Genomic DNA, 19,925 nt, shown 5'->3' on the forward strand with positions numbered 1-19,925 from the left:
TGCACCCGCACGTCTGGTACAACCACAGCGGCGATGAAGTCTTCAGCAACATCTTCATGGCCGCACCGCAAGGTGCTCGGATGCCGACCGAAACAGCCAAGGGAAAACGTGTCGACGGGAACCTTTACTACGCCCACGCTCCGGACATGAAGGCTCGTTATGCCGATTTTGGTTGGGATGTGAATTCGATTGTCGCGGATCCGAAATTCGTGGATCCCGAAACGGGAGACTTTCGGGTGGAAGCTGGTTCACCTGCGATGGCGATCGGTTTCAAAAACTTTCCGATGGACCAATTCGGAGTGAAAAAGCCTTCGTTGAAAAAGATTGCGGCGACGCCTGTGATTCCGGAACTGGATGTCAAGAGTTCGCTCAACAAACCGCGTTCGGACAGCGGGCGTGTGACGCGGCCTCAGCCGATCTATTGGTTGGGTGCGAGAGTGGCGGATCTGAAAGGGGCGGAGTTCTCGGCATACGGCGTTGCCAAGGAAGACGGCGGCGTGGCGTTGGCGGCCGTCGCGGCGTCCACCTTCGCCGCGGAGGCCGGTTTGCAAAACGGCGATCTTGTCCAAGCAATCAATGGGAAACCGGTGCGAACGGTTTCCGACTTGTTGGCGGAATATCAGCGAGCGAGCGGTTCGTCGTTGCAGCTCAAAGTGGTTCGAGAACAACGGATGATCGAGCTTTCGATCGAGAAAACGCCGATGGTCATCGTTGGAAACTTCGAGTCCGCTGCCGCTGCAGGAAAACTCAACGAGACACTCGGTTCGGATGCCAAAGTCGAAGCCAATGATTCCGTTCGCGATGCACCCGTTGGAACGCTCCTCGATGGCGAATTGGCGGACGGATACGGTCCCGTGTTCGCAAACGGAGTCCGCTCGGGGGCGTACCGAGTGGACCTGGGAACCGTCGCGGAAGTTTCCTCCATCGTCAGTTGGTCAACGAACTTGAACGCTGTGCGGGGCCCGCAAAAGCTGACCTTGTATGCGAGTGCGATGGACTCCGATCCCGGATGGAACGTCGAAGATCGGTCCAAGTTTGTTCCCCTGACCACGATTGACACCACCGGTCTGAAGCACGGCAAGTATTGCTCGGTCGAGTTGCGGTCACGCGAGGATCAATCGCTGGGCCGTTTTCGATGGATCGTTTGGAAGGTCCAACCTGTTACCCAGCGCGGTGAGAACACTGCCTTTCAAGAACTGCAAGTTCTGACGCGGTGAGCGCCGGCGTTCGCCACGATTGAAGTCCGATCAAACAACCTCCCTCCTTCCCGCCCCTACCTTCACCTCCCGCCCCTACTTTCACCTCCCTCCCCTCACCCTCGGTGAATCCTCATGTCTCGCTACCTGAAATTTCAGGCATTGGTCACGTGCGCCGTTGTTGGTGCGATCGGTTTCGCTGCTCCAGCGTTCTCGCAGGACCGTCCGAACAAGCCCAATGTGGTGTTGCTATTGACGGATGATCTCGGTTGGCAAGACGTCGGTTGCTACGATATTGACGAACCCTGCCCCTATGAGACGCCCAACATCGATCGGCTGAGTCAGCAGGGCGTCTTGTTTTGGCAAGCGTATTCGCCGGCACCAACTTGTGCCCCGTCGAGGGCTGCGATCCTGTCTGGCAAGCATCCTGCACGGACGCAGAAGACTCATGTGGTTGGAGGAGCACCTCCGTCGCCTTACACCAAGAAGACGCCGCTGATCTCGCCGTGGTACAGCGGCCGAATGAAGTTGAGCGAAGTCACAATCGCTGAGGCGCTTCGCGAAAACGGGTATCGGACGGGGCACGCGGGGAAATGGCATGTCGCGATCAATCATTTCGCGTTCCCACAACCAGAAGATCAAGGTTTCGATTTCACTCGGGCCGATCGAGGCGTGACCCGCTCCATGCGTCCCAACCGCTTGTCCGGATTCGCCAGCGATGCGGACGACGATCCCTACAAGCTGGATGAGGATGGATTCCCGTTTCATCAGAATGTGGCTGACGCGATGTCGTTCATCGACGAAGCCAAAACGGAACCCTTTTTTCTGTATCACGCAACGTACTTGGTGCACGCTCCGATTCACACGCGATCGGAACGCCTGCTGCGGAAGTACTGCGAAAAGATGAAGGTCCCTTTCCCGACTGATCCGAAGATCTGGGAACTCAAGGGCCAACGCAATCCGTTCTACGGCGCGATGGTCGAGATGCTGGATCACTATGTTGGCAAGGTGTTACGCTACCTTGAAACCACGGAAGATCCTCGCTGGCCCGGACACCGCTTGAGTGAAAACACATATGTGATCTTCACGTCGGACAACGGCGGGATGGAGCGTCATCCCGGCGAGATCATCACCGACAACTATCCGCTCGACAAAGGCAAAATCAACGCGAAGGAAGGCGGCGTCCGCGTCCCATTGATTATTCGCGGTCCAGGGATCGCACCAGGAACAGAATCCAATGCGATGGTCAACGGATTGGATTTCTATCCAACCATTTTGTCTTGGACCGGAACACCCAAACCGGCCGCGCAGCATCTCGATGGAGCAGACCTGTCGTCGTTGCTTGGTTCTGACCCGAATGATGCGTCCCTGATCGTTGGTCGCGACGGAAAGCCTCGTGATTCGATGTTCTGGCACTTCCCGCACTCGTCGATGCAGTCCACTCTTCGCGTCGGCGGCTACAAGCTGATTCGAAATTGGAACGATGTCTTGCAGGGCGGTGACAATCCGCTGGAGTTGTACCGCCTCTATGACGAGCGGAACCAACGCGTGGACATTGAGGAGGCCAGAAACTTGGTTGCTGACATGCCGAAGAAGGCAGCGGCGATGAACGAAGAGCTGCAACAGCGTCTCGATGAAACGGCCGCGAGCACGCCCTATCTGAACCCAAATTGTTTGCGTCGTTTGCCCAACAAAGACAAGGTTTGCGAGGTTTCCGATCACGGGCGAGACGGGAACATCGTGTGGGCGAAGTTTCAAACGAACGGGGCGAAGGTGGTGAAAGCCAATCTGATCTACACGGACAACGGAGGCGAACGATACGAGGAATGGTATCGACTGCCCGCGAAAATGGTGGGGGACCGTGTGGAGGTTGAACTGCCCAAAGAGGCGACGCACTACGTTTTCAACCTGATCGATGAAAATCATTTTCTGGTCAGTTACCCAACCATGAAATTCGCAAAGGAATCGTCGGAACCTTATTCGAAACGAGCGATCCCAAGATAGTTGGACAGCAACGACTGCCTCTCGGATCCGCTCTCATTCCCCAACCTTCCCACCAATCCAACCTCGGTCCTATGAAGTTCTCTCCTCGTCATCGATGTGCGCCGGTTCGCTGTGTGTTGTTGGCTTTCATGGTTGTTTTGTACGGCGCGGATCCTGCGTCGGCACAATTGGATGAGACGTTGCCGGCGCTCGTCGACGGACACGCTCCGGGAAATTTTGAGGAGATGTGGCGAGGCTTTGATCCGAAGAGCGAGCCGCTGAATGTGGAGGTGGTGAGAGAATGGGAAGAAAGCGGCGTCGATCTCAAGGTCGTTCGCTTTCGAATTGGTGTGTTGAAAGGACACGAAGCCAAACTGGCGGCGGTTTATGGGGCTCCCAAAGGTGCCACCAACCTGCCGGGGTTGGTTCAAATTCACGGCGGCGGTCAGTTTGCCGACCACAAGGCTTGCGTTGCCAATGCGAAACGAGGCTATGCGACGGTCTCGATCGCTTGGGCCGGTCGGATCTCAGCACCTGGCTATCGAGTTTCACGCGATGAAGTGAAGTTGTTCTGGGATCAGAAAACGGATGACCCCACCTACAGGCTGACCACGGATTGGGGCGTGGTGGATGGCTATCACGCTCCTTCACGCAATCCTGGGAATCAGTTCCCAAGTGCGAAGCCAGCGGAGTGGACGTTGGACGATGTGGAATCGCCACGCAACAGCGGTTGGTTCTTGTGCGCGATCGCTGCCCGTCGAGCGTTGACGTTTTTGGAATCGCAACCGGAAGTCGACGCAAACCGACTTGGCGTCTACGGGCACTCCATGGGCGGCAAACTGACAGTGCTGACCGCGGTGGATTCCCGGGTCAAAGCCGCCGCTCCATCGTGCGGCGGAATCAGTGATCGTTACAACGACAGCGAGCTGTTTCGAAAGACGCTGGGCGATGACGTCAGTCTGAGTGAGATCCAATGCCCGATCATGTTCCTCAGCCCCGCGAATGATTTTCATGGACGGATCGGTGATCTGCCCAGTGCGGTGAGTGAGATTCGAAGCAACGATTGGCGAGTGACTTGCTCGCCCTATCACAACCACCAAGACACGCCCGAGTATGAGGCGGCGACGTTGCTTTGGTTTGACCAGCATCTGAAGAACGCCTTTCAATTTCCGATGTCGCCGCAATTGACGATGGATTGGGACGGTTCCGATGGCGTTCCAAAGGCCAAGGTTCAGGTGGATGCGTCCCTGCCGATCGAGTCAGTCGATGTGTACTACACCCAAAACGGCAAACCCGGCGAAACTCCAGCCGATCGAGACGACGTCGTGCATCGATTCTGGCACCATGTTTCCGCCACCGAAGGTGATGACGGCTGGACCGCGAAAATGCCGATTTCCAGTGTGAGTCAACCGTTGTGGGTTTACGCCAACGTGACTTACCGGCTGCCTGAATCGGTGGAAGGTGTTGGATACTACTACCGAACCTATCGCACCGATGAAGTGAATCTGTCTTCGGTGGTTCAGATGTTTGACTCCGAACAGTTGCGTGCTTCCGGTGTCAAAGCGACCAAGCAGCACACCAAACTCATCGAAGATTTCGCGACCGGTTGGGAGCGGGAATGGTTAACCTATCGGCCGGAACAGTGGGCTCGAACGACGAACAAGCTCAGCACCGATCAGTACAAGGGTCCCGTCAATGCGAAGCTGGCTCTGGAGGTGCATTCAGATCAAACGAATGCGTTGGTGGTCATGGTCGATGAGCATGCGGCGACCGTCAAACTCGATGGCGGTGAGACTTGGCAAGCAATCGAGTTGACGCCCGGCGATTTTCAGAATGCTGCCGGAAAGTCGCTTGCCACTTGGGAAGGCATTCGTCAATTGAAACTGAGCGATGTCGAACGTCTCTCGAGTGGACGGGGCGAGTCGGCGCACTCACGAATCGTCGGCGGGCGTTGGGATGGCGAACCACCTCAATTTCGAAACTTGCGATGGACAACTCAAAAGGTCGACTCCGCCAATCCAAGATTGGACGTGTTTCCTGCGTCCACGGTTGGAGTCAACTCGCTTAACGGCGATACCAAATTTCGGACGCAGTATACGCCCAGCCCTAGTGTGTGGGACGACCGGATCGATGAAGCGGCCGTGTTCCAGGTGGAGATGCAGCATCAACAATCGCCCGCCGATTCGTTTCAATTGCGAATGGGCAAAGGCGGTCAGATCTATTCGCTGCGAGGCTCGTTCGGCGAGAGCTTGCCTCCTTCTTGGAGAAAACCGGGCGGCAAACTATCACCTTGGAACGACGAGGTTTGGCAGTTTGTTGCTGTGTGCACTCAGTTCAACGGCATCAAGACGCCGCGAGCAAACCAACGCCAGTCGAGACAACATTCATCACAAATCGAGGCGGTCAAGAACGAACTGGCGGAACTTGGGCTGAGTGACACTTTCTTCGTTCACAACTCGGGTGCGTACATTCCTAACTCGTCGGAGCTGAAGTCACTGTATTGCCCGCTGCTGGCCTACGAGATCGACGAAGACGCTCGTGCCATTCGAATGTTGAATTGGGGGTTGGTTCCTCAGATCCGAAGCGTGCATCGATCGCCGTTGCTGTACTACACGCAGATTCGCGATGCGGGCGATGGCGTGATCGAGATGACTTGGGTGGTGCACAATTTCAGCCAACGAGAGGACGTCGTTTTTGATCACCTCAATGCACCTTGGGGCGGCACACGGATCAGCAGTTTGCCGCTTCGTTACGTGGCTTCTCCGGAGGGCGAATTGCTTGAGCGAGAAGGCTTCTTGAGCGAACACGGCACGGTCAACGTTCGCGAGACGGCGGGGTGGAATCTGTCGTGTCAATCCGATGCGGACGACAGCCCAAGTTTGGCGTTGGTGTACGGTCGCGACAAACATTTGGAACGCGAGTTGAAACGCAAGGCCAACGGCGAAGCTTATTGCCAATTCAAACACTCTCTGTATCGCGATTGGCGTGCGAGCCATCCGCTCTACAACAACGAATGGAAAGATTGGGCGACTCGGCCGGAAAATAGTTTTCGTAACTACGACGTTTGCGAGATCATCCCAAAGCTTCGCATCGTTCCGGGATCGACGATTTGGTTTCGCAGTTACCTGGTCGTTGGTGAAAAAGCGGCGACCATGAAGCGGGCTGAATCGTTGGTGGACCACGTCGATTACGGCCTGTTGGACTTCCGTGCGGACCAGTGCCCGATGACGACGGTTGTTTGTGGCGACGTGTCGATGCAGTTGTTTGCGAAGCCGGTTTCCGGATCCTTGCCGGTGTTTGAAATCGAACATGCCGAAACGGAGCAAAACGTTTTGACCACCGATCCTTATTACTTTGTCGAAAGCCAACCGCTGGATTTGGAATTGCCAAGCGATCACCCGCAGCGAGACTATTTCGCTAGCGTTCGCGGCTACTTTCTCGATCGCAACCACAGCCAGTGGAAACGTTTGGTGGGATATGCCCTGGTCGAACCTCCTGCCGAAGGCGCCTCCAATGCGAACGGGACCTGGACGCGTTTGTCCAGCGTGCTGAATTCGCAAGTGGTGAAGGAGGACAACAAGTATCATCAAGATGTCTGGGTTCAGTGCGGTGACACAGAATCCAAGGAAGAAGCGAGGGCAACGGAATGAACGGCGTGCATCGTTTGCTTCCTTATCCGAATTCAAGGTTTGTTTCAAAAGTCATTTCCATGCAGCGTCCTTTGTATGCATCCCGTTTGTTGATTGTTTTTGCCGTTTTGTTCGGCGGTGGTCACTTCGACGCGTCGGGTGCGGGAACGGCGAGCCAGGTCGAAACGAGGGGATCTGTTCAGGTGGACGAGTCGTCGCCTGTGGTGCTCGGTTATGGCGTTGGAACATTTCGTGTCGGCGAGTCGCTCGCGAAAGACAACTTTCAATCCCTCGATGACTGGGTGGTGCAGATCGAAGACCGCCAAGGGTTCCCCGAGGCATCCGTTCGAGCAAACGACGGGACGTTGGATTGTTTGGTTCCCGGGCGTGGATGCACGGTTTGGTACCGGGACAAATTGCCAACGCGAATTGCGATCACGTATGACGTGGTTTGCCCTACCCATGAACCCGCGATTCGCGGTGTGGAACCGCGGGATTTGAATCAGTTTTGGATGGCGACCGATCCAGCGGATCCTGAGAAGGGATTGTTTGATGAATCTCGCTATTCGGGGAAGTTCACGGACTACGACAAAATGCATGGCTACTACGCCAGCAGTGGAGGACGCAAGAACACGACGACTCGCATGCGCCGCTACCCCCGGTCAAAGAATGGCAAGCCGGTTCCGCATGTGGCTTTGAATGAACAAGACAACCACCCTGGCTATCTGATCCAACCCAATCGCAAGATGACCGTGCAGTTGGTGGCATTCGACGACGTGGTTCAGTACATCCTGGATGGAAAACTGGTCTATCAATTCCGGCAAGGCGACTCCGTCGAATTGGAAGACCGAGATGCCGCTGGCAAGATCGTTCAACGGATGACGCAACTGGGGCCTGAGGGCGGCGTTGCTTATCGCGAAGGATTCTTCGGGTTCCGTATGGTCGCCACCCACCATGTCTATTCCAATTTTCGCGTGCACGAGTTGCTGCCGATCGAATCGGAAGAGACCTCTGCCGGCCGACCTGTCGTTCGAGTCGATTCCATTGAAGGGCTTCGGCGAGCTGCGAAGGAGAGTGGACAGCAGATTGTGATGACCCCCGGTGAGTACTTCATTGCGGATCGCAAAGGACTGAGGTTTTCCGGTTCCGACAACGACGTCGAGCTGACTGGTGTCAAACTGAATGTGCCGATTGTGGTTGCATCGGGGCGTAATCTCTTTCGTTTGTCTGGGGATGGGATCACCATTCGTGGCGGTTTCGTGGAGGACACCTATCCCGATGGCTCAACGGAAGTCACCGACTTTGGAAGCTACAACCAAGGTCGCAAGTATGGCGGCATGAATGAGATGGTGATCCCCGGTGACAACAATCGTGTGATCGGGATGAAGATGATTGTTCGTGGGTCGTATCCGTACGGGTATGGCAATATGTACGGGATCGGTGCGGGCAGTGTGCTCGGCTTGCGAAAGCATTGCGGTATCCAAATCACCGGCGACAATGTGGTGATCGACGGGTGCCAAATCAAAATGGAAGCCTTCGGCCACGCCATTTATGTGCAGGGCGGCAACCGAACAACAGTGAGAAACACGATCGTCGAAGGAATGTTGCGGCCCAGCAACGATTGTTACGAGGAACGCAATGAACGTGATCTGGCCAAGCGATTTGATTATCAATTGCAATGGCCTGAAGACGTTCGTGGGCTGCCGATTCCTCGCGACCACATGATCAACTGCACCGAAGACGGCATCCGCGCTTACAAAGGGGCTGGCGAGATGGTCGTGGACAATTGCGTGGTGAAAAAGGCACGTGGTGGAATCAAACTGTACATGGCTAAAAAGGCGACGGTCACCAATTGCCAAGTGTTCGATTGCGTCGTGCAAGGGTTTTCGTTGCCCCATCGAGGTGTGATTGAGAATTGCCGTGGCAACGCGGCGTACGGGCCTTTGTTGTACGTGCACTCCGATTCTCACTCGGGGCAACAAATTGATCTGGAAGTGCTGCCCGCTCCTCATTCACTCGGCGATCACCCTTTGGCGGCGTTGAAAGGCAAGGGGCATGACATCCGACTGTGGCAACGCTCGCCTGCGGAAGAAACGCTGCGTCCGATCATCGTTGGCTACGCTTTGAGGTTTGATTTTTTGAGCGTTGACTTCCCGGATGTGCCAAAGGGGCATGAGGCTCTTTTTGAAAAACATGCACCGAAGACTTATCGAGCCTCTGACATCACGCTCACGAACGAAACACAGCACCCGATTGTGCTGGCGGAATTGTCGAGCGGCAATCACGTCAGCAGCCTTGGTCCCGTGACGGATCTTGGTATCGACAATGAGCTGAAAACAATCACCCATACCGACAACGCAAAGGACACACCATGAAATCAAGACGATCGTTGAGCACCTTTTTGACCGCATTGCTGCTTGGCATGGTCTGTAGTCCGAATCTCGCAATGTCCGATGAGACCTGGCGGATTGAAACGCAGGAAGAATGGACGTCGGGCTTGGAAGCGAGTTCTGAACTCGAGCTGAAGGATGGGCAAGTTGCTCCGACGGCCAAGCTCGCGACTTTGAAGAGTGAGCTGAAAACGTTTCCGACGAAGCGGTCGGCGAAGTCAATTGTTGTGACTCAGGCGGCTGATTGGTTGAACTGGGAACCAGCGGGAAACCTTGGACCAGTCAACCTGGGTGACGCGCCGGTCATGTTGAGTCTCGGACCGGACAATTACTGGATGTTTGGTCGATATGGAAACGGCCGAAACCGGAAAGACCGATCCAAACAGTCTCCGTTTCGGCCGGAGCCCGCCACGTTAGACGGATTTGAGATGCCGCTGATGACGACTCCGTTTGCCAATCAATACGACGCACCCGGTGGACTGAAGAAACGCCTCGGTGGCTATCACGCTTGGCTGAGTCGTGACATGGTCAACTGGGTGCACCATGGCCCCATCACTGAAAACTTCGCCAAGTGGATGACCACCGCGGAATTCGCGGACGGCAAGGCATACTTCTACTATGACTTTCCCAACGACCAGGACCCGCATGTGTACGTGGACGGCGATCTGTTCGACGGCGTGCCAGGCGAGAACAAGGGCATGGCCTACGACGACCCAACGCATGGATCGGACTGTGCGATCATTCGTGGCTTGGACGGCCAATTTCATTTGATCCTCGAAGATTGGAGTCCCATCAACGCGCAGACGCACGCTTGGGATTCGCCCTTGGCTGTGCACGCGGTCAGTCCCGACGGTGTGCAGGACTTCAAAGCGTTGTCGCCGCCGATTGACGAACGCACCAAGCCCACCGGTAAGATTGGAACGTACAAACACCCGCACTGGTTGAAGGAAAACCCCGAGCGATTCAAAACCAACGTCGCGAAGTACGAAATTCACAAGCCAGAACAAAACGCCTATGGGGACTGGGCAGCGATCTCGATCGGCGGCCAGTACTACTTGTTCTGCGACTACGATCCGGCAGACAGCAAGTCGATGAGCGTCGGTTGGTTCACTTCCAAGAGCATCGATGAGCCGTTCACTTGGTGCGGCAACATTGGCAAGGGACATCCCGATCCAGACATTATGTTTGCCGAAGGCAAGTTTTATCTCGCGACGCAGCAAGCGATGGATTTTGTCAGCGATGGGCCTTGGGTGGACGGAGTGCAAATTCGAGTCGGCGTGGATGTCGATCAAGATCAGTCGATTGATCAGTGGACCGAGTGGACCACCATCAAGGAAAGCTACGACCACGTGCCAGGCTTTGCCAAGCAAGTCTCGCGAACACCGGCTGAGTTGGACTTGTCTGGGTTGCCCGAAGGGTTTGGTTACCAGTTTGAAATTAAACTGGAAGACACCACCGACAACGAATCAAAGCCGGTGTTGGAATCGGTGGAGTTGATGTTCGACTGACTTTGGGCTGGTTCGGCTTGTCACCGTTCGACCTCCCCTCGCTTCGCTCGACCCTCCTGCCAGGAGGGTGAAACGGGGATGAGTTCGGACGTGGGAGCCCGATTCGCGTTAGAATGTCACCATTCATTCCTCACTTCAACGGCGAAGCCGTCTTCACCCTCCCCCCGGGAGGGTCGAGCGAAGTGAGGGGAGGGAACGCGCACAGAACCATCGCAAAATGTCACACGACCACGCACGCGATCACCGGAAAAAAAGCACTCGATCCGAAGGCTTGCTTTGGTCCATTCTTCGCGGCCGGCAACTTTGCGGTCTCAAGTTTCGACGCGAACATTCCATTGCACCTTGGATCGTTGACTTCGCTTGTCTGGCAAAGTCACTTGTTGTCGAGATCGATGGTGGATACCACGATCTAACCATCGAACATGACTTGCGTCGACAGCGTGACTTGGAATCACGCGGATGGATGGTCGTGCGATTTACAGATGAAGAAGTCGAAGAGGATGCGGAAGCTGTTGCACGTGCCATCGTTGCAGCGATGGGAATGGAGTACTCGTATCAGCCAAGAATGAGAACGGGCAGCGGTGCGAGAAACGTTCGAGCAAAGAAGCCCAAGCCGAAGTGACGTTCGATTGAGAGCGTCGCTGGAAGGTTGGCTGAGTGGTTGATAGGAAGCAGGTGGCGAAGCATCCGGTGGTTTGGGGTGGAGGTTGGTTTGGCTAGTCACCGTTCGACCTCCCCTCGCTTCGCTCGACCCTCCTGCCAGGAGGGTGAAATGGGGATGAGTTCGGACGCCTGAGCCCGATTCGCGTTAGAATCTCACCATTCATTCCTCACTTCAACGGCGAAGCCGTCTTCACCCTCCCTCTGGGAGGGTCGAGCGAAGCGAGGGGAGGGAACGCGCACTGAACCAGCGCAAAATGCCCCAAGACCAGGCACGGGAGTTCCAAATGCAATTCCATGTTCGACACGATATGAAGGTACCAATCGCGATGAGGTGTTTGCTTCTGAGTTCGGCTGGCTTGATCGCGGCCGTGCTGACGGGGTGGTTCTGGAGTTTCGAAGCCGCCGCCAAGGAACCCCCGATCAGCTTCCCGTTTTGGAACGAACCAACTGCGAATCAAAACCTCGCGGCGTTGGATCGGACGTCATTGAATTGGGATGCAAGGATCCGCTTGTGATTCATTGTTCCGCACGGATGATGTTGGAACGCGAACCCTCGGCAGCAACCACCGGCAAAGCGATTCAGATGATCGAAGAAGCCTACCCGCTGTTGGTGATTCGTGGCTATCCGGCCAACCGCTATTCCGAAGCCGTGCTCACCTACCGAAACCTGAACATCCGTCGTCCCGCCGCGACGAACTGATGGTGCGAGTCAAATTACCCGCGGTACGAAGTTGCTGGCTTGCTGTGCGAAGCGTTTGGCGGCTGGCTGGCGGAATGTGCTTGGGCATGGTTGGAGAGAGGATGAATATGATGAAACGACTTCGTGTTCGCTTCAGCAAGTTGGCGTTTGGTTTGCGAATCGGATCTGCCGTCGCAATCCTTGGATGCTTTTTAGGGGGTGGTTCGAAGGTTTCAGCAGAGACCGATGGCGGTATCCAGGCGCCGCATATCGTGCACATCATTGCAGATGACTTGGGGTGGAATGATGTTGGTTTTCATGGCAGTGACATTCGCACGCCCAACATCGATCGGCTGGCTCGTGAGTCAGTGGTGCTCGATCGGTTTTATGTGACTCCCATTTGCTCGCCGACTCGGGCGGGAGTGCTGACCGGTTTGTACCCGTTTCGTTTTGGCATTTGGGGCGGCGTGGTCTCGCCAACCAAGAAGCACGGGCTGCCATCGGAGCTTGATACGACACCAGAGCATTTGTCGGGGCTGGGCTACGATCATCGGGCGATGTTTGGCAAGTGGCACTTGGGACTGGCGTCGACTTTGTTTCATCCGCTTCGCCACGGGATGACCGAGTTCTATGGGCATTACAACGGTGCGATCGACTACTTCAGTCGAGAGCGTTTCGGCCAGTTGGATTGGCATCGCGATTTTGACAGCGTGCACGAGAAGGGATACTCGACTGAATTGGTCGGTAACGCCGTTGTTGATTTCATTGATCGCAACGCGGACGCAGGTCCGCTTTATGCTTACGTGGCATTCAATGCTCCGCATTCACCGCTACAAGCCTTGCGGTCGGATTTGGACGATTACGGATTTGATCCCGCCGGGAAGCTGGCACCGAACACGGATCGCAAAATTGCCAAACGCGAAAAGGCGTTGGACTATGGCGAACGAGGCAAGGGCAATTCGATTCGTCAAACGTTCGCGGCGATGACGACTGCGATGGATCGACAGATCGGTCGAATCTTGGACGCGATCGATCGGAACGGGATGCGAGAAAACACGTTGGTCGTTTTCCACAGTGACAACGGAGCCGACCCCAAACATGGCGGCAGCAATGAACCTTTGCGTGGGAACAAGTTCACGACTTGGGAAGGCGGCGTGCGTGTTGTGGCGATGATGCGTTGGCCTCGTGAATTTCCGGCGGGAGTCACCTATGAATCCGTGGCCAGCTATGTCGATTTGTTGCCGACCATGGTTGCTGCCGCGGGTGGACACCCGCCTCAGCAGACCGACGGCGTGAATCTGTTGCCGTTCTTGTCAGGAAAAGCTGCCCCGCCGGAGCGAACTATTCTGCTCGATGAGGAAACGGTGGTCTCGGACCTGTGGAAGCTGAAAGCGGGCGAGCTGTTTGATTTGAAGAACGACCCGAATGAAACCACTCCGGTGGAACAGGCTGAAAAGAACGAGCGAAGTCGGCTGGATCGGGCGATGCAGCGATACCCCTCGCTGGTCGGTCCCGCCGTGGAATCTCGGTTGCCCGCTGCTGAAGTCTGGCCGCCTCGAGAGTGGAAACTGCCGGAGGAAAAGCCGACGTCTCGTTGAAATCGCAAGCTCGCAACGGTGACGGAAGTCCCGTTCGGGATAACTTGCGGTGAAGCACAGACGAAATCGCTGGTGAGATCGCCCCGCGATTTGACTGGTGAATTTCAAACGGTGACACTGGGGGCAGGCGGGAAGACATCTCCGCCGCTTTGGCGACGTGAATATGAGCCACGAGTCTTTTTTACAACTTGAAGAACAACATGAACCAAGCCGTCTCAATGCCCTCTCGAATTTTGGTCCGTTGGACCTTGCTGCTCGCCTGCGTTGCGGGCGTATTCAACTTGTTTTCAACCACGGTCTCCGCCGATGTGTCACGCCCCAACATTGTGTTGATCGTTGCCGATGACTTGGGCTACGGCGAACTGGGGTGCTATGGGCAAACCAAGATTCGGACGCCACGGTTGGATCAGTTGGCCGCGGAAGGGATCAAGCTGACGAACTTCTATTCTGGCAACGCGGTGTGCGCGCCGAGTCGTTGTTGTTTGATGACGGGGAAACATCCCGGTCACGCCTATGTTCGCAACAACGGTGATCCCAAGATCGACCCGGCGGTTCGAGAGGAACTGAAGCTTGAATTTCCTGGGCAGTACCCGCTTCCCGTGGACGAAGTCACAATCGCAGAATACTTGAAGTCGGTGGGCTATCGAACGGGCGCGTTCGGCAAATGGGGACTGGGGCACTTTGGAACCACGGGCGATCCCAACGAGCAAGGCTTTGATCTGTTCTACGGTTTCAATTGCCAACGCCACGCTCACAATCACTACCCTAAATTTTTGTGGCGCAACCGCGTCAAAGAGGTTCAACCTGGCAACGATCGCACCTTGCACGGAGAGACGTATTCACAGGATCAGTTTGTCAACGAAGCGTGTGAGTTCATTCGTCAAAGCGTCGCGGAAGACAAAAGCCAACCGTTCTTCGCTTACCTTCCGTTTGCGGTGCCACACCTTTCAATTCAAGTTCCGGAGGAAGAAGTCGATGCATACGAAGGTGTGATCGAAGAGGCCGACTATGAACATCACGGTTATCTGAAACACCCTCGACCCCGTGCGGGCTATGCCGCGATGGTCACTCGCATGGACGAAGGCGTGGGCCAAATTGTGGACCTGATTGATTCGATGGGATTGGGCGAAAACACGTTGATCCTGTTCACCTCGGACAACGGGCCCACTTATGACCGCTTGGGCGGATCGGACAGCGACTACTTTGATTCCGCGTCGGGCATGAAGGGGTTGAAGGGGCAACTCGATGAAGGCGGGATTCGGGTGCCCATGATCGCTCGTCAAACCGGTGTAGTGCCGGCGGGGCGAACTTCAGATTGGATTGGCGCGTGGTGGGATTTCTTGCCGACGATCACCGCTGCCGCGGGTGTCGACGTGGATGCGAGCAAGACGGATGGCATTTCGTTTCTGCCATTGCTTCATGGTGACGATGACGCGCAGCAGGACCACGAATTTCTGTATTGGGAATTTCCTGGTTACAGCGGGCAGCAAGCGGTGCGAATGGGCAAGTGGAAAGCAATCCGCAAAGACCTTTCCAAGCGACTGAAGAAAGGGCAAACCGAACCTCCTGCGTTTGCTCTGTATGACTTGTCGAAGGACTTGGCCGAGTCAAACGACGTGAGCGCATCGCATCCCGATGTGATGGCCAAAATCGAAACGATCGCGAAACAGCAGCACGTTCCTAGCGAACAATTCCCCCTCAGAGCGCTCGATTGATGCGAAACCTGTTGGTAGAGATCCGAGAACACTTGAAAGATCATCCGTGGTTGATCTCGATGATTTTTCACACCGCCGCGTTGCTGGTGATGGGGCTCTGGGTCTTTCCCGATTGGATGGATCGCGAAGGTCAATTGATCACCGCAAGTTTCGCAGATTTGGGTGAACAGGACGCGGCATTCTCTCTGATGCCGATTGCGTCGCTCGAAATGCCGGACTTGGGTGATTCAGAATTTGAAGAGGAGCCGGTTGATACATCCTCCACGCCAGAGTTAACCGATGTGGAGTTGCCCGAGTTGATGCCTTCGGTGGAAGGGATCGAGGCATCCACCTTGGAGCAGCTTCAGCCGACGCCAGAGACTCGATTGGCATCACTTCGGACGTTGATGACGGAAGTTGGTGGTGATGCGATCACGGAACGCAGCGAGTCCACGGCAGAACAGGTCGGCGCGGCCGATGGAATCGAGTCAGCAACTCAGGCAGTTGAAAACGCGATTCGCGGCGAGTTGAAGCAGGGAGACACCTTGGTGGTGTGGTTGCTCGACGCATCCATCAGTTTGCAACTCAATCGAGACCGGATGGCTCGGCGGATTCGTGAGTTTTACGATGAGATCGGGGCGTTGAGTCGTCCTGCGACGTCAGAGAGTGTTGAGCGGCATCGATTGTTCAGCAGCGTGGTCGCCTTCGGCAAGGGGATCCAAGAGGTTTCGCGTCCGTCGTTGGTTGGTGTGAATGCGATTGATGCGATGACTCGGGTGCCCATCGATAAGAGCGGCGTGGAAAACACGATGGCCGCGGTCGACGGCGTGTTGGATCACTATCGATACAAACAACGGCGCAAAGAGCGTTTGATGGTGGTGTTGCTGACGGATGAATCGGGCGACGACGTGCAGAAGCTCGAGTACACCATCGCCAATTGCCGCGAAGCAAAAGCCGTAATTCATGTTTTGGGGCCCACCGCAGTGATGGGGATGCAAAAGGGATTGCAGCGTTGGACTGCGCCCGATGCGAGTGGAGGCGCCGAATACTATTTGACGGTGGACCGAGGCCCTGAATCGGCGGTGCCCCAACGGATTTTCTTGCCGTATTGGCATGAAGCGGATGTGCCACTGAAGAACGTGAAGATGCAACCGGTCTCCGCCATGCCATGGTACGGCAGCGCGTATCGTGAACGGGTGCTGTCGGGATTTGGGCCGTACGCATTGACTCGGTTGGCATTGCAAACCGGCGGCACATTCACGCTTTATGACGATGGTGTGTCGGATCAGTACGACGTTGAAAAGTTGCGTCAGTACATGCCGAGTTATCGCTCGGTGACGGATGTGCGATTCTCGGCACAGAACAGTCCACTTCGAACGTTCGTGGTGCAAGCCGCCGACTGGACGATGCAGGAAAAGGAAAAGCTCGCAGCGCCTCGGATGTTGTTCATGGGGAAACGTTCCCCCATCAATCCGGCTCAGTTCACCGCGATGTATGTCACACCGGCTGAGTTTCGGTCTCGGTTCAGCGTTGCGATCAAACGCGAACGTGCTCGCAGCAAAGACGCTTTGAAGGCGTTGGATCAATTGTTGGATGAATCACAAACGGGCGATTGGCGAGCCATGTTGAAGGGCGAAACGTCAGTCCGTTGGCGGGCGGCGTTTAGCTTGGCTCTCGGAAGATCGCTGGCGTCGATGGCTCGGTACCACGAGTACATCGCGGCTTGTGATCTCGCGAAAGATGCGATTCAGTCCGACACCAACATGTTGAATCTCATGCCCTCACCGCGGATGAACACGTCGCCAGGGGCATCGCTCGCGGAACTCGCCACGCAGGTGCTGAGCGAATGTGCCAGCGAGCACCGAGGAACACCCTGGGCGGAACTAGCCAATTGGGAATTGGAAAAGCCGTTTGGGATTGAAATCCAAGCGAGATCATTCCCGCGTCCGACTCCTCGAGTGGGCGTCCCACGCATGCCCATGAGTCGGTCCGGTGGTGGATCCAGGATCACTGTCCCATCGCTTTGAATCGCGACAGCGTGGGGGCGATGACGAACGTGTGCGGTGGCGAGAATGATTGGCTTGGAACGGTCGTTTGCGACATGCTCAGGTTGGATCAGCTTCAGTCGCCCGCGAATTGCGGAAATCGCGATCTTTGTCCCGAGAGAGATCACCCAATCGCGGAAGCCGTTTCTATGCTGGTGGACCTTGGTTGGTTCCCCACATCATCCCACGTCCCCCTAGTAAAAAGAATGAAGTCAACTCGGATTGGTTGCCTCTTGGTGTTCTTGGTCGGCCTGTGTGCTTGCCCCGGTTTCGTTTTCGCTCAATCAGAATCTCAACCGCCCTACGATGGCAGTTGGGAGTCGCTGCAGAAGATGCCGATCCCGAAGTGGTTTGATGATGGCAAGATTGGCATCTTCATTCACTGGGGCCCATACAGTGTGATGGGGCATCGCAAGAATGACCGTGGGTACGCGGAACACCTGCCGAAGCTTTTGTACTCGGAACCGAAGTCGTACAACCCATTCCTGCAAGAGCGTTTTGGTGCGACGCCGCCCGAGTTTGGGTACAAGGATGTGGTGCCGTTTTTTCAAGCTGAGAAATGGTCGCCGCAAGAGTGGGCGGAACTGTTTCGAGAGGTCGGTGCGAACTATGTCGTGATGACCGCGGAACACCATGATGGATGGGCCAATTGGGATTCCGACCTGACTCCATGGAACGCGGTCGACAAGGGACCGCACCGAGACTTGGTGGGTGACCTGGGTGCGGCGCTGAAGGAAGCCGGATTGAAGTATGCGCCGTCATACCATCGTGAACGCCATCCCGGATTTTTTGCCAAGCAACTGTACGCGGTCAATAGTCGTCCCCGCGACGTGATTGTGCGTGAGATGGAGGCGGTGCCTGAATCGCGTCTGCTGTATGGGCCTGAGTTCAGTTATTCGAAAGCTTTTGTCGATGACTACGTCGCACGTTGGAAAGAGATTCAAACGAAGTACAAGCCGGACTTTTTGTGGGTGGACGACATCCCGATTTGGACGCGGGATGGCAACGACATTCGCAAAGGGAAACTGCGTCCCGAGATCCAGTACTTTTACGATCAATGCCGGGGCATGATCACCGACTTCATGAACGATGCCGCGGCGGATGGTCGTGAAGTTTACGTCAACAACAAGGGCGGCAATCGAAACTGGCCCGCCGGCGTTGGGTGTTTGGAAAAGGACAACCTGAAACTGAAAATGGTGGGGCCGAAGTGGCAAAGTTGCACGACGTTCGGTTCATCGTTTGGCTACTTGGCAGCGGAGGAATCTCCGGACTACAAGTGGAAGAAGACCGATGCCGAAGTGATTCACGAACTGGTTGAAGTGGTCAGTCGCAACGGGAATTTCTTGATCAACATCGGCCCGCGTGCAGACGGCACGATCCCCGAATGGCAAGTCCAAAAACTGCGGGCGATGGGACGTTGGCTGAAGATCAACGCCGACGCTGTTTACGGCAGTCGCTATTGGAAAACGAGCGACCAAACCAACGAACACCTCGCCTTCACGACCAATGGCAACACCTTGTTTGCGATCAAGATGTCGATGCCGAGCGAACCGTTCGTGATTGAAGCCACCAAAGGCTGGACACCGAAAAATGTCCACTCCGTCCGATTGCTTGGTTCGGGAGCGTCGGTCAATTGGCGTGTGACCGACGCGGGGTTGCAGATCGATCCGCCAAAGGAATTAGGCACCAGTAAGCACGCGTGGACGTTTGCGATCGAAACCGATCAGCCGCAGCATCATCCCAATGTGATCGAGCGGGATGAGGACAAGGCGTTGCAAGGCACGCGCGCCGTTGATCTCGAAGGACGGGTCGGCGATTGAGATCGGTGTGGTGGCGTTCTTTGCGGAAGGCGTGATTTCCGTCGTGGATTTGTGCTGTCCCTTTGGAACGTACGATGGAATTCCAAGTCCATCGGTCATCTCGCAATTCCAATGCGATGCGTGAACGAGGGACCCCATCGAATTGGATCCCTGACGAACCCGCTCTCAAGCGGCGTTCCGAGGGCGGTCCCTCGCTGACGCGTTTTGAAGTTGCGCTCTTTCTTCTAGTGGCTGACGGCCTACGTTCAACATAGCCAGGGGCATCGCCCCTGGAGCAGAAAACCACGGCCCCATTTTGGCCAACGGCCAAATTCAAATAACAACTTGCGGGTTGATGTTGGCCGTTGGCCAACCCATCTTCATTCATTCTCAATCCCAGGGGCGATGCCCCTGGCTACGATGATGAAGGCCGTTGGCCAATCAAACCGATTGCAAAAAGCGCGACTTCAAAACGCGTAAGCAAGGCTACAACCACAACACACCACACGCGTACGGCTCCCGTCACAACCCGCCGCGTAAGCAAGGCCACCCAGCATCTCCTCTTCCTTCCGATCCAACTTAAAACTCTTCCAGAACGCTCAAACATAACCAGAGGCAACGCCTCCACATCAGCCACCAAGACTGTCTCGCGTCCGTGAACAAGCTAGGCGGGAAACTCGCGGAAACCACCGCTCAAAGCGTGCGTTTTTGTTCACCGGATGCAAAAATGCTTGCAATCCG

General features: G+C 55.6%; 11 protein-coding genes. All 11 read left to right on the plus strand.

Annotated elements, in window-relative coordinates; genetic code table 11:
• Positions 1–1,217 (plus strand): PDZ domain-containing protein (locus tag ACF8AM_RS18280; protein ID WP_392557027.1); only part of this gene is annotated, 1,217 nt, incomplete at its 5' end.
• Between the two features lie 114 nt (positions 1,218–1,331).
• Positions 1,332–3,200, plus strand: coding sequence for a sulfatase (locus ACF8AM_RS18285; protein WP_392557028.1), 1,869 nt, complete (start codon positions 1,332–1,334; stop codon positions 3,198–3,200).
• A gap of 71 nt (positions 3,201–3,271) precedes the next feature.
• Positions 3,272–6,829 (plus strand): dienelactone hydrolase family protein, encoded by a 3,558-nt coding sequence (locus ACF8AM_RS18290; protein WP_392557029.1) that lies wholly within the window; start codon positions 3,272–3,274, stop codon positions 6,827–6,829.
• A complete protein-coding gene (locus tag ACF8AM_RS18295; protein ID WP_392557030.1) occupies positions 6,826–9,183 on the plus strand; it encodes a right-handed parallel beta-helix repeat-containing protein in 2,358 nt (785 codons plus the stop codon). The genes ACF8AM_RS18290 and ACF8AM_RS18295 overlap by 4 nt, the downstream gene beginning before the upstream one ends.
• A complete protein-coding gene (locus tag ACF8AM_RS18300; RefSeq protein ID WP_392557031.1) occupies positions 9,180–10,706 on the plus strand; it encodes a hypothetical protein in 1,527 nt (508 codons plus the stop codon). The genes ACF8AM_RS18295 and ACF8AM_RS18300 overlap by 4 nt, the downstream gene beginning before the upstream one ends.
• 217 nt (positions 10,707–10,923) lie before the next feature.
• On the plus strand, positions 10,924–11,328 hold the full coding sequence (locus ACF8AM_RS18305; protein WP_392557032.1) for an endonuclease domain-containing protein: 405 nt from the start codon (positions 10,924–10,926) through the stop codon (positions 11,326–11,328).
• Positions 11,329–11,880: 552 nt separating this feature from the next.
• Positions 11,881–12,069 carry a hypothetical protein gene (locus ACF8AM_RS18310; protein ID WP_392557033.1) on the plus strand — a complete coding sequence of 63 codons (189 nt, stop codon included), beginning with the start codon at positions 11,881–11,883 and terminating at the stop codon, positions 12,067–12,069.
• A gap of 107 nt (positions 12,070–12,176) precedes the next feature.
• Positions 12,177–13,646, plus strand: coding sequence for an arylsulfatase (locus tag ACF8AM_RS18315; RefSeq protein WP_392557037.1), 1,470 nt, complete (start codon positions 12,177–12,179; stop codon positions 13,644–13,646).
• A 200-nt stretch (positions 13,647–13,846) separates the two neighbouring features.
• On the plus strand, positions 13,847–15,361 hold the full coding sequence (locus ACF8AM_RS18320) for an arylsulfatase (RefSeq protein WP_392557034.1): 1,515 nt from the start codon (positions 13,847–13,849) through the stop codon (positions 15,359–15,361).
• A complete protein-coding gene (locus ACF8AM_RS18325; RefSeq protein WP_392557035.1) occupies positions 15,361–17,367 on the plus strand; it encodes a vWA domain-containing protein in 2,007 nt (668 codons plus the stop codon). Before ACF8AM_RS18320 ends, ACF8AM_RS18325 begins: the two co-directional genes overlap by 1 nt.
• A 224-nt stretch (positions 17,368–17,591) precedes the next feature.
• On the plus strand, positions 17,592–19,205 hold the full coding sequence (locus ACF8AM_RS18330) for an alpha-L-fucosidase (RefSeq protein ID WP_392557036.1): 1,614 nt from the start codon (positions 17,592–17,594) through the stop codon (positions 19,203–19,205).
• The last annotated feature ends 720 nt before the right edge of the window (positions 19,206–19,925 follow it).

This window comes from Rhodopirellula sp. JB055, assembly GCF_043100905.1.
GTDB lineage: Bacteria > Planctomycetota > Planctomycetia > Pirellulales > Pirellulaceae > Rhodopirellula.

Excerpts from the sequence above, each read along its gene's own strand:
- ACF8AM_RS18325 (WP_392557035.1), top strand. The coding sequence starts at position 15,361 with ATGCGAAACCTGTTGGTAGAGATCCGAGAACACTTGAAAGATCATCCG.
- ACF8AM_RS18315 (WP_392557037.1), top strand. The coding sequence starts at position 12,177 with ATGATGAAACGACTTCGTGTTCGCTTCAGCAAGTTGGCGTTTGGTTTG.
- ACF8AM_RS18295 (WP_392557030.1), top strand. The coding sequence starts at position 6,826 with ATGAACGGCGTGCATCGTTTGCTTCCTTATCCGAATTCAAGGTTTGTT.
- ACF8AM_RS18290 (WP_392557029.1), top strand. The coding sequence starts at position 3,272 with ATGAAGTTCTCTCCTCGTCATCGATGTGCGCCGGTTCGCTGTGTGTTG.
- ACF8AM_RS18285 (WP_392557028.1), top strand. The coding sequence starts at position 1,332 with ATGTCTCGCTACCTGAAATTTCAGGCATTGGTCACGTGCGCCGTTGTT.
- ACF8AM_RS18300 (WP_392557031.1), top strand. The coding sequence starts at position 9,180 with ATGAAATCAAGACGATCGTTGAGCACCTTTTTGACCGCATTGCTGCTT.
- ACF8AM_RS18305 (WP_392557032.1), top strand. The coding sequence starts at position 10,924 with ATGTCACACGACCACGCACGCGATCACCGGAAAAAAAGCACTCGATCC.
- ACF8AM_RS18320 (WP_392557034.1), top strand. The coding sequence starts at position 13,847 with ATGAACCAAGCCGTCTCAATGCCCTCTCGAATTTTGGTCCGTTGGACC.
- ACF8AM_RS18330 (WP_392557036.1), top strand. The coding sequence starts at position 17,592 with ATGAAGTCAACTCGGATTGGTTGCCTCTTGGTGTTCTTGGTCGGCCTG.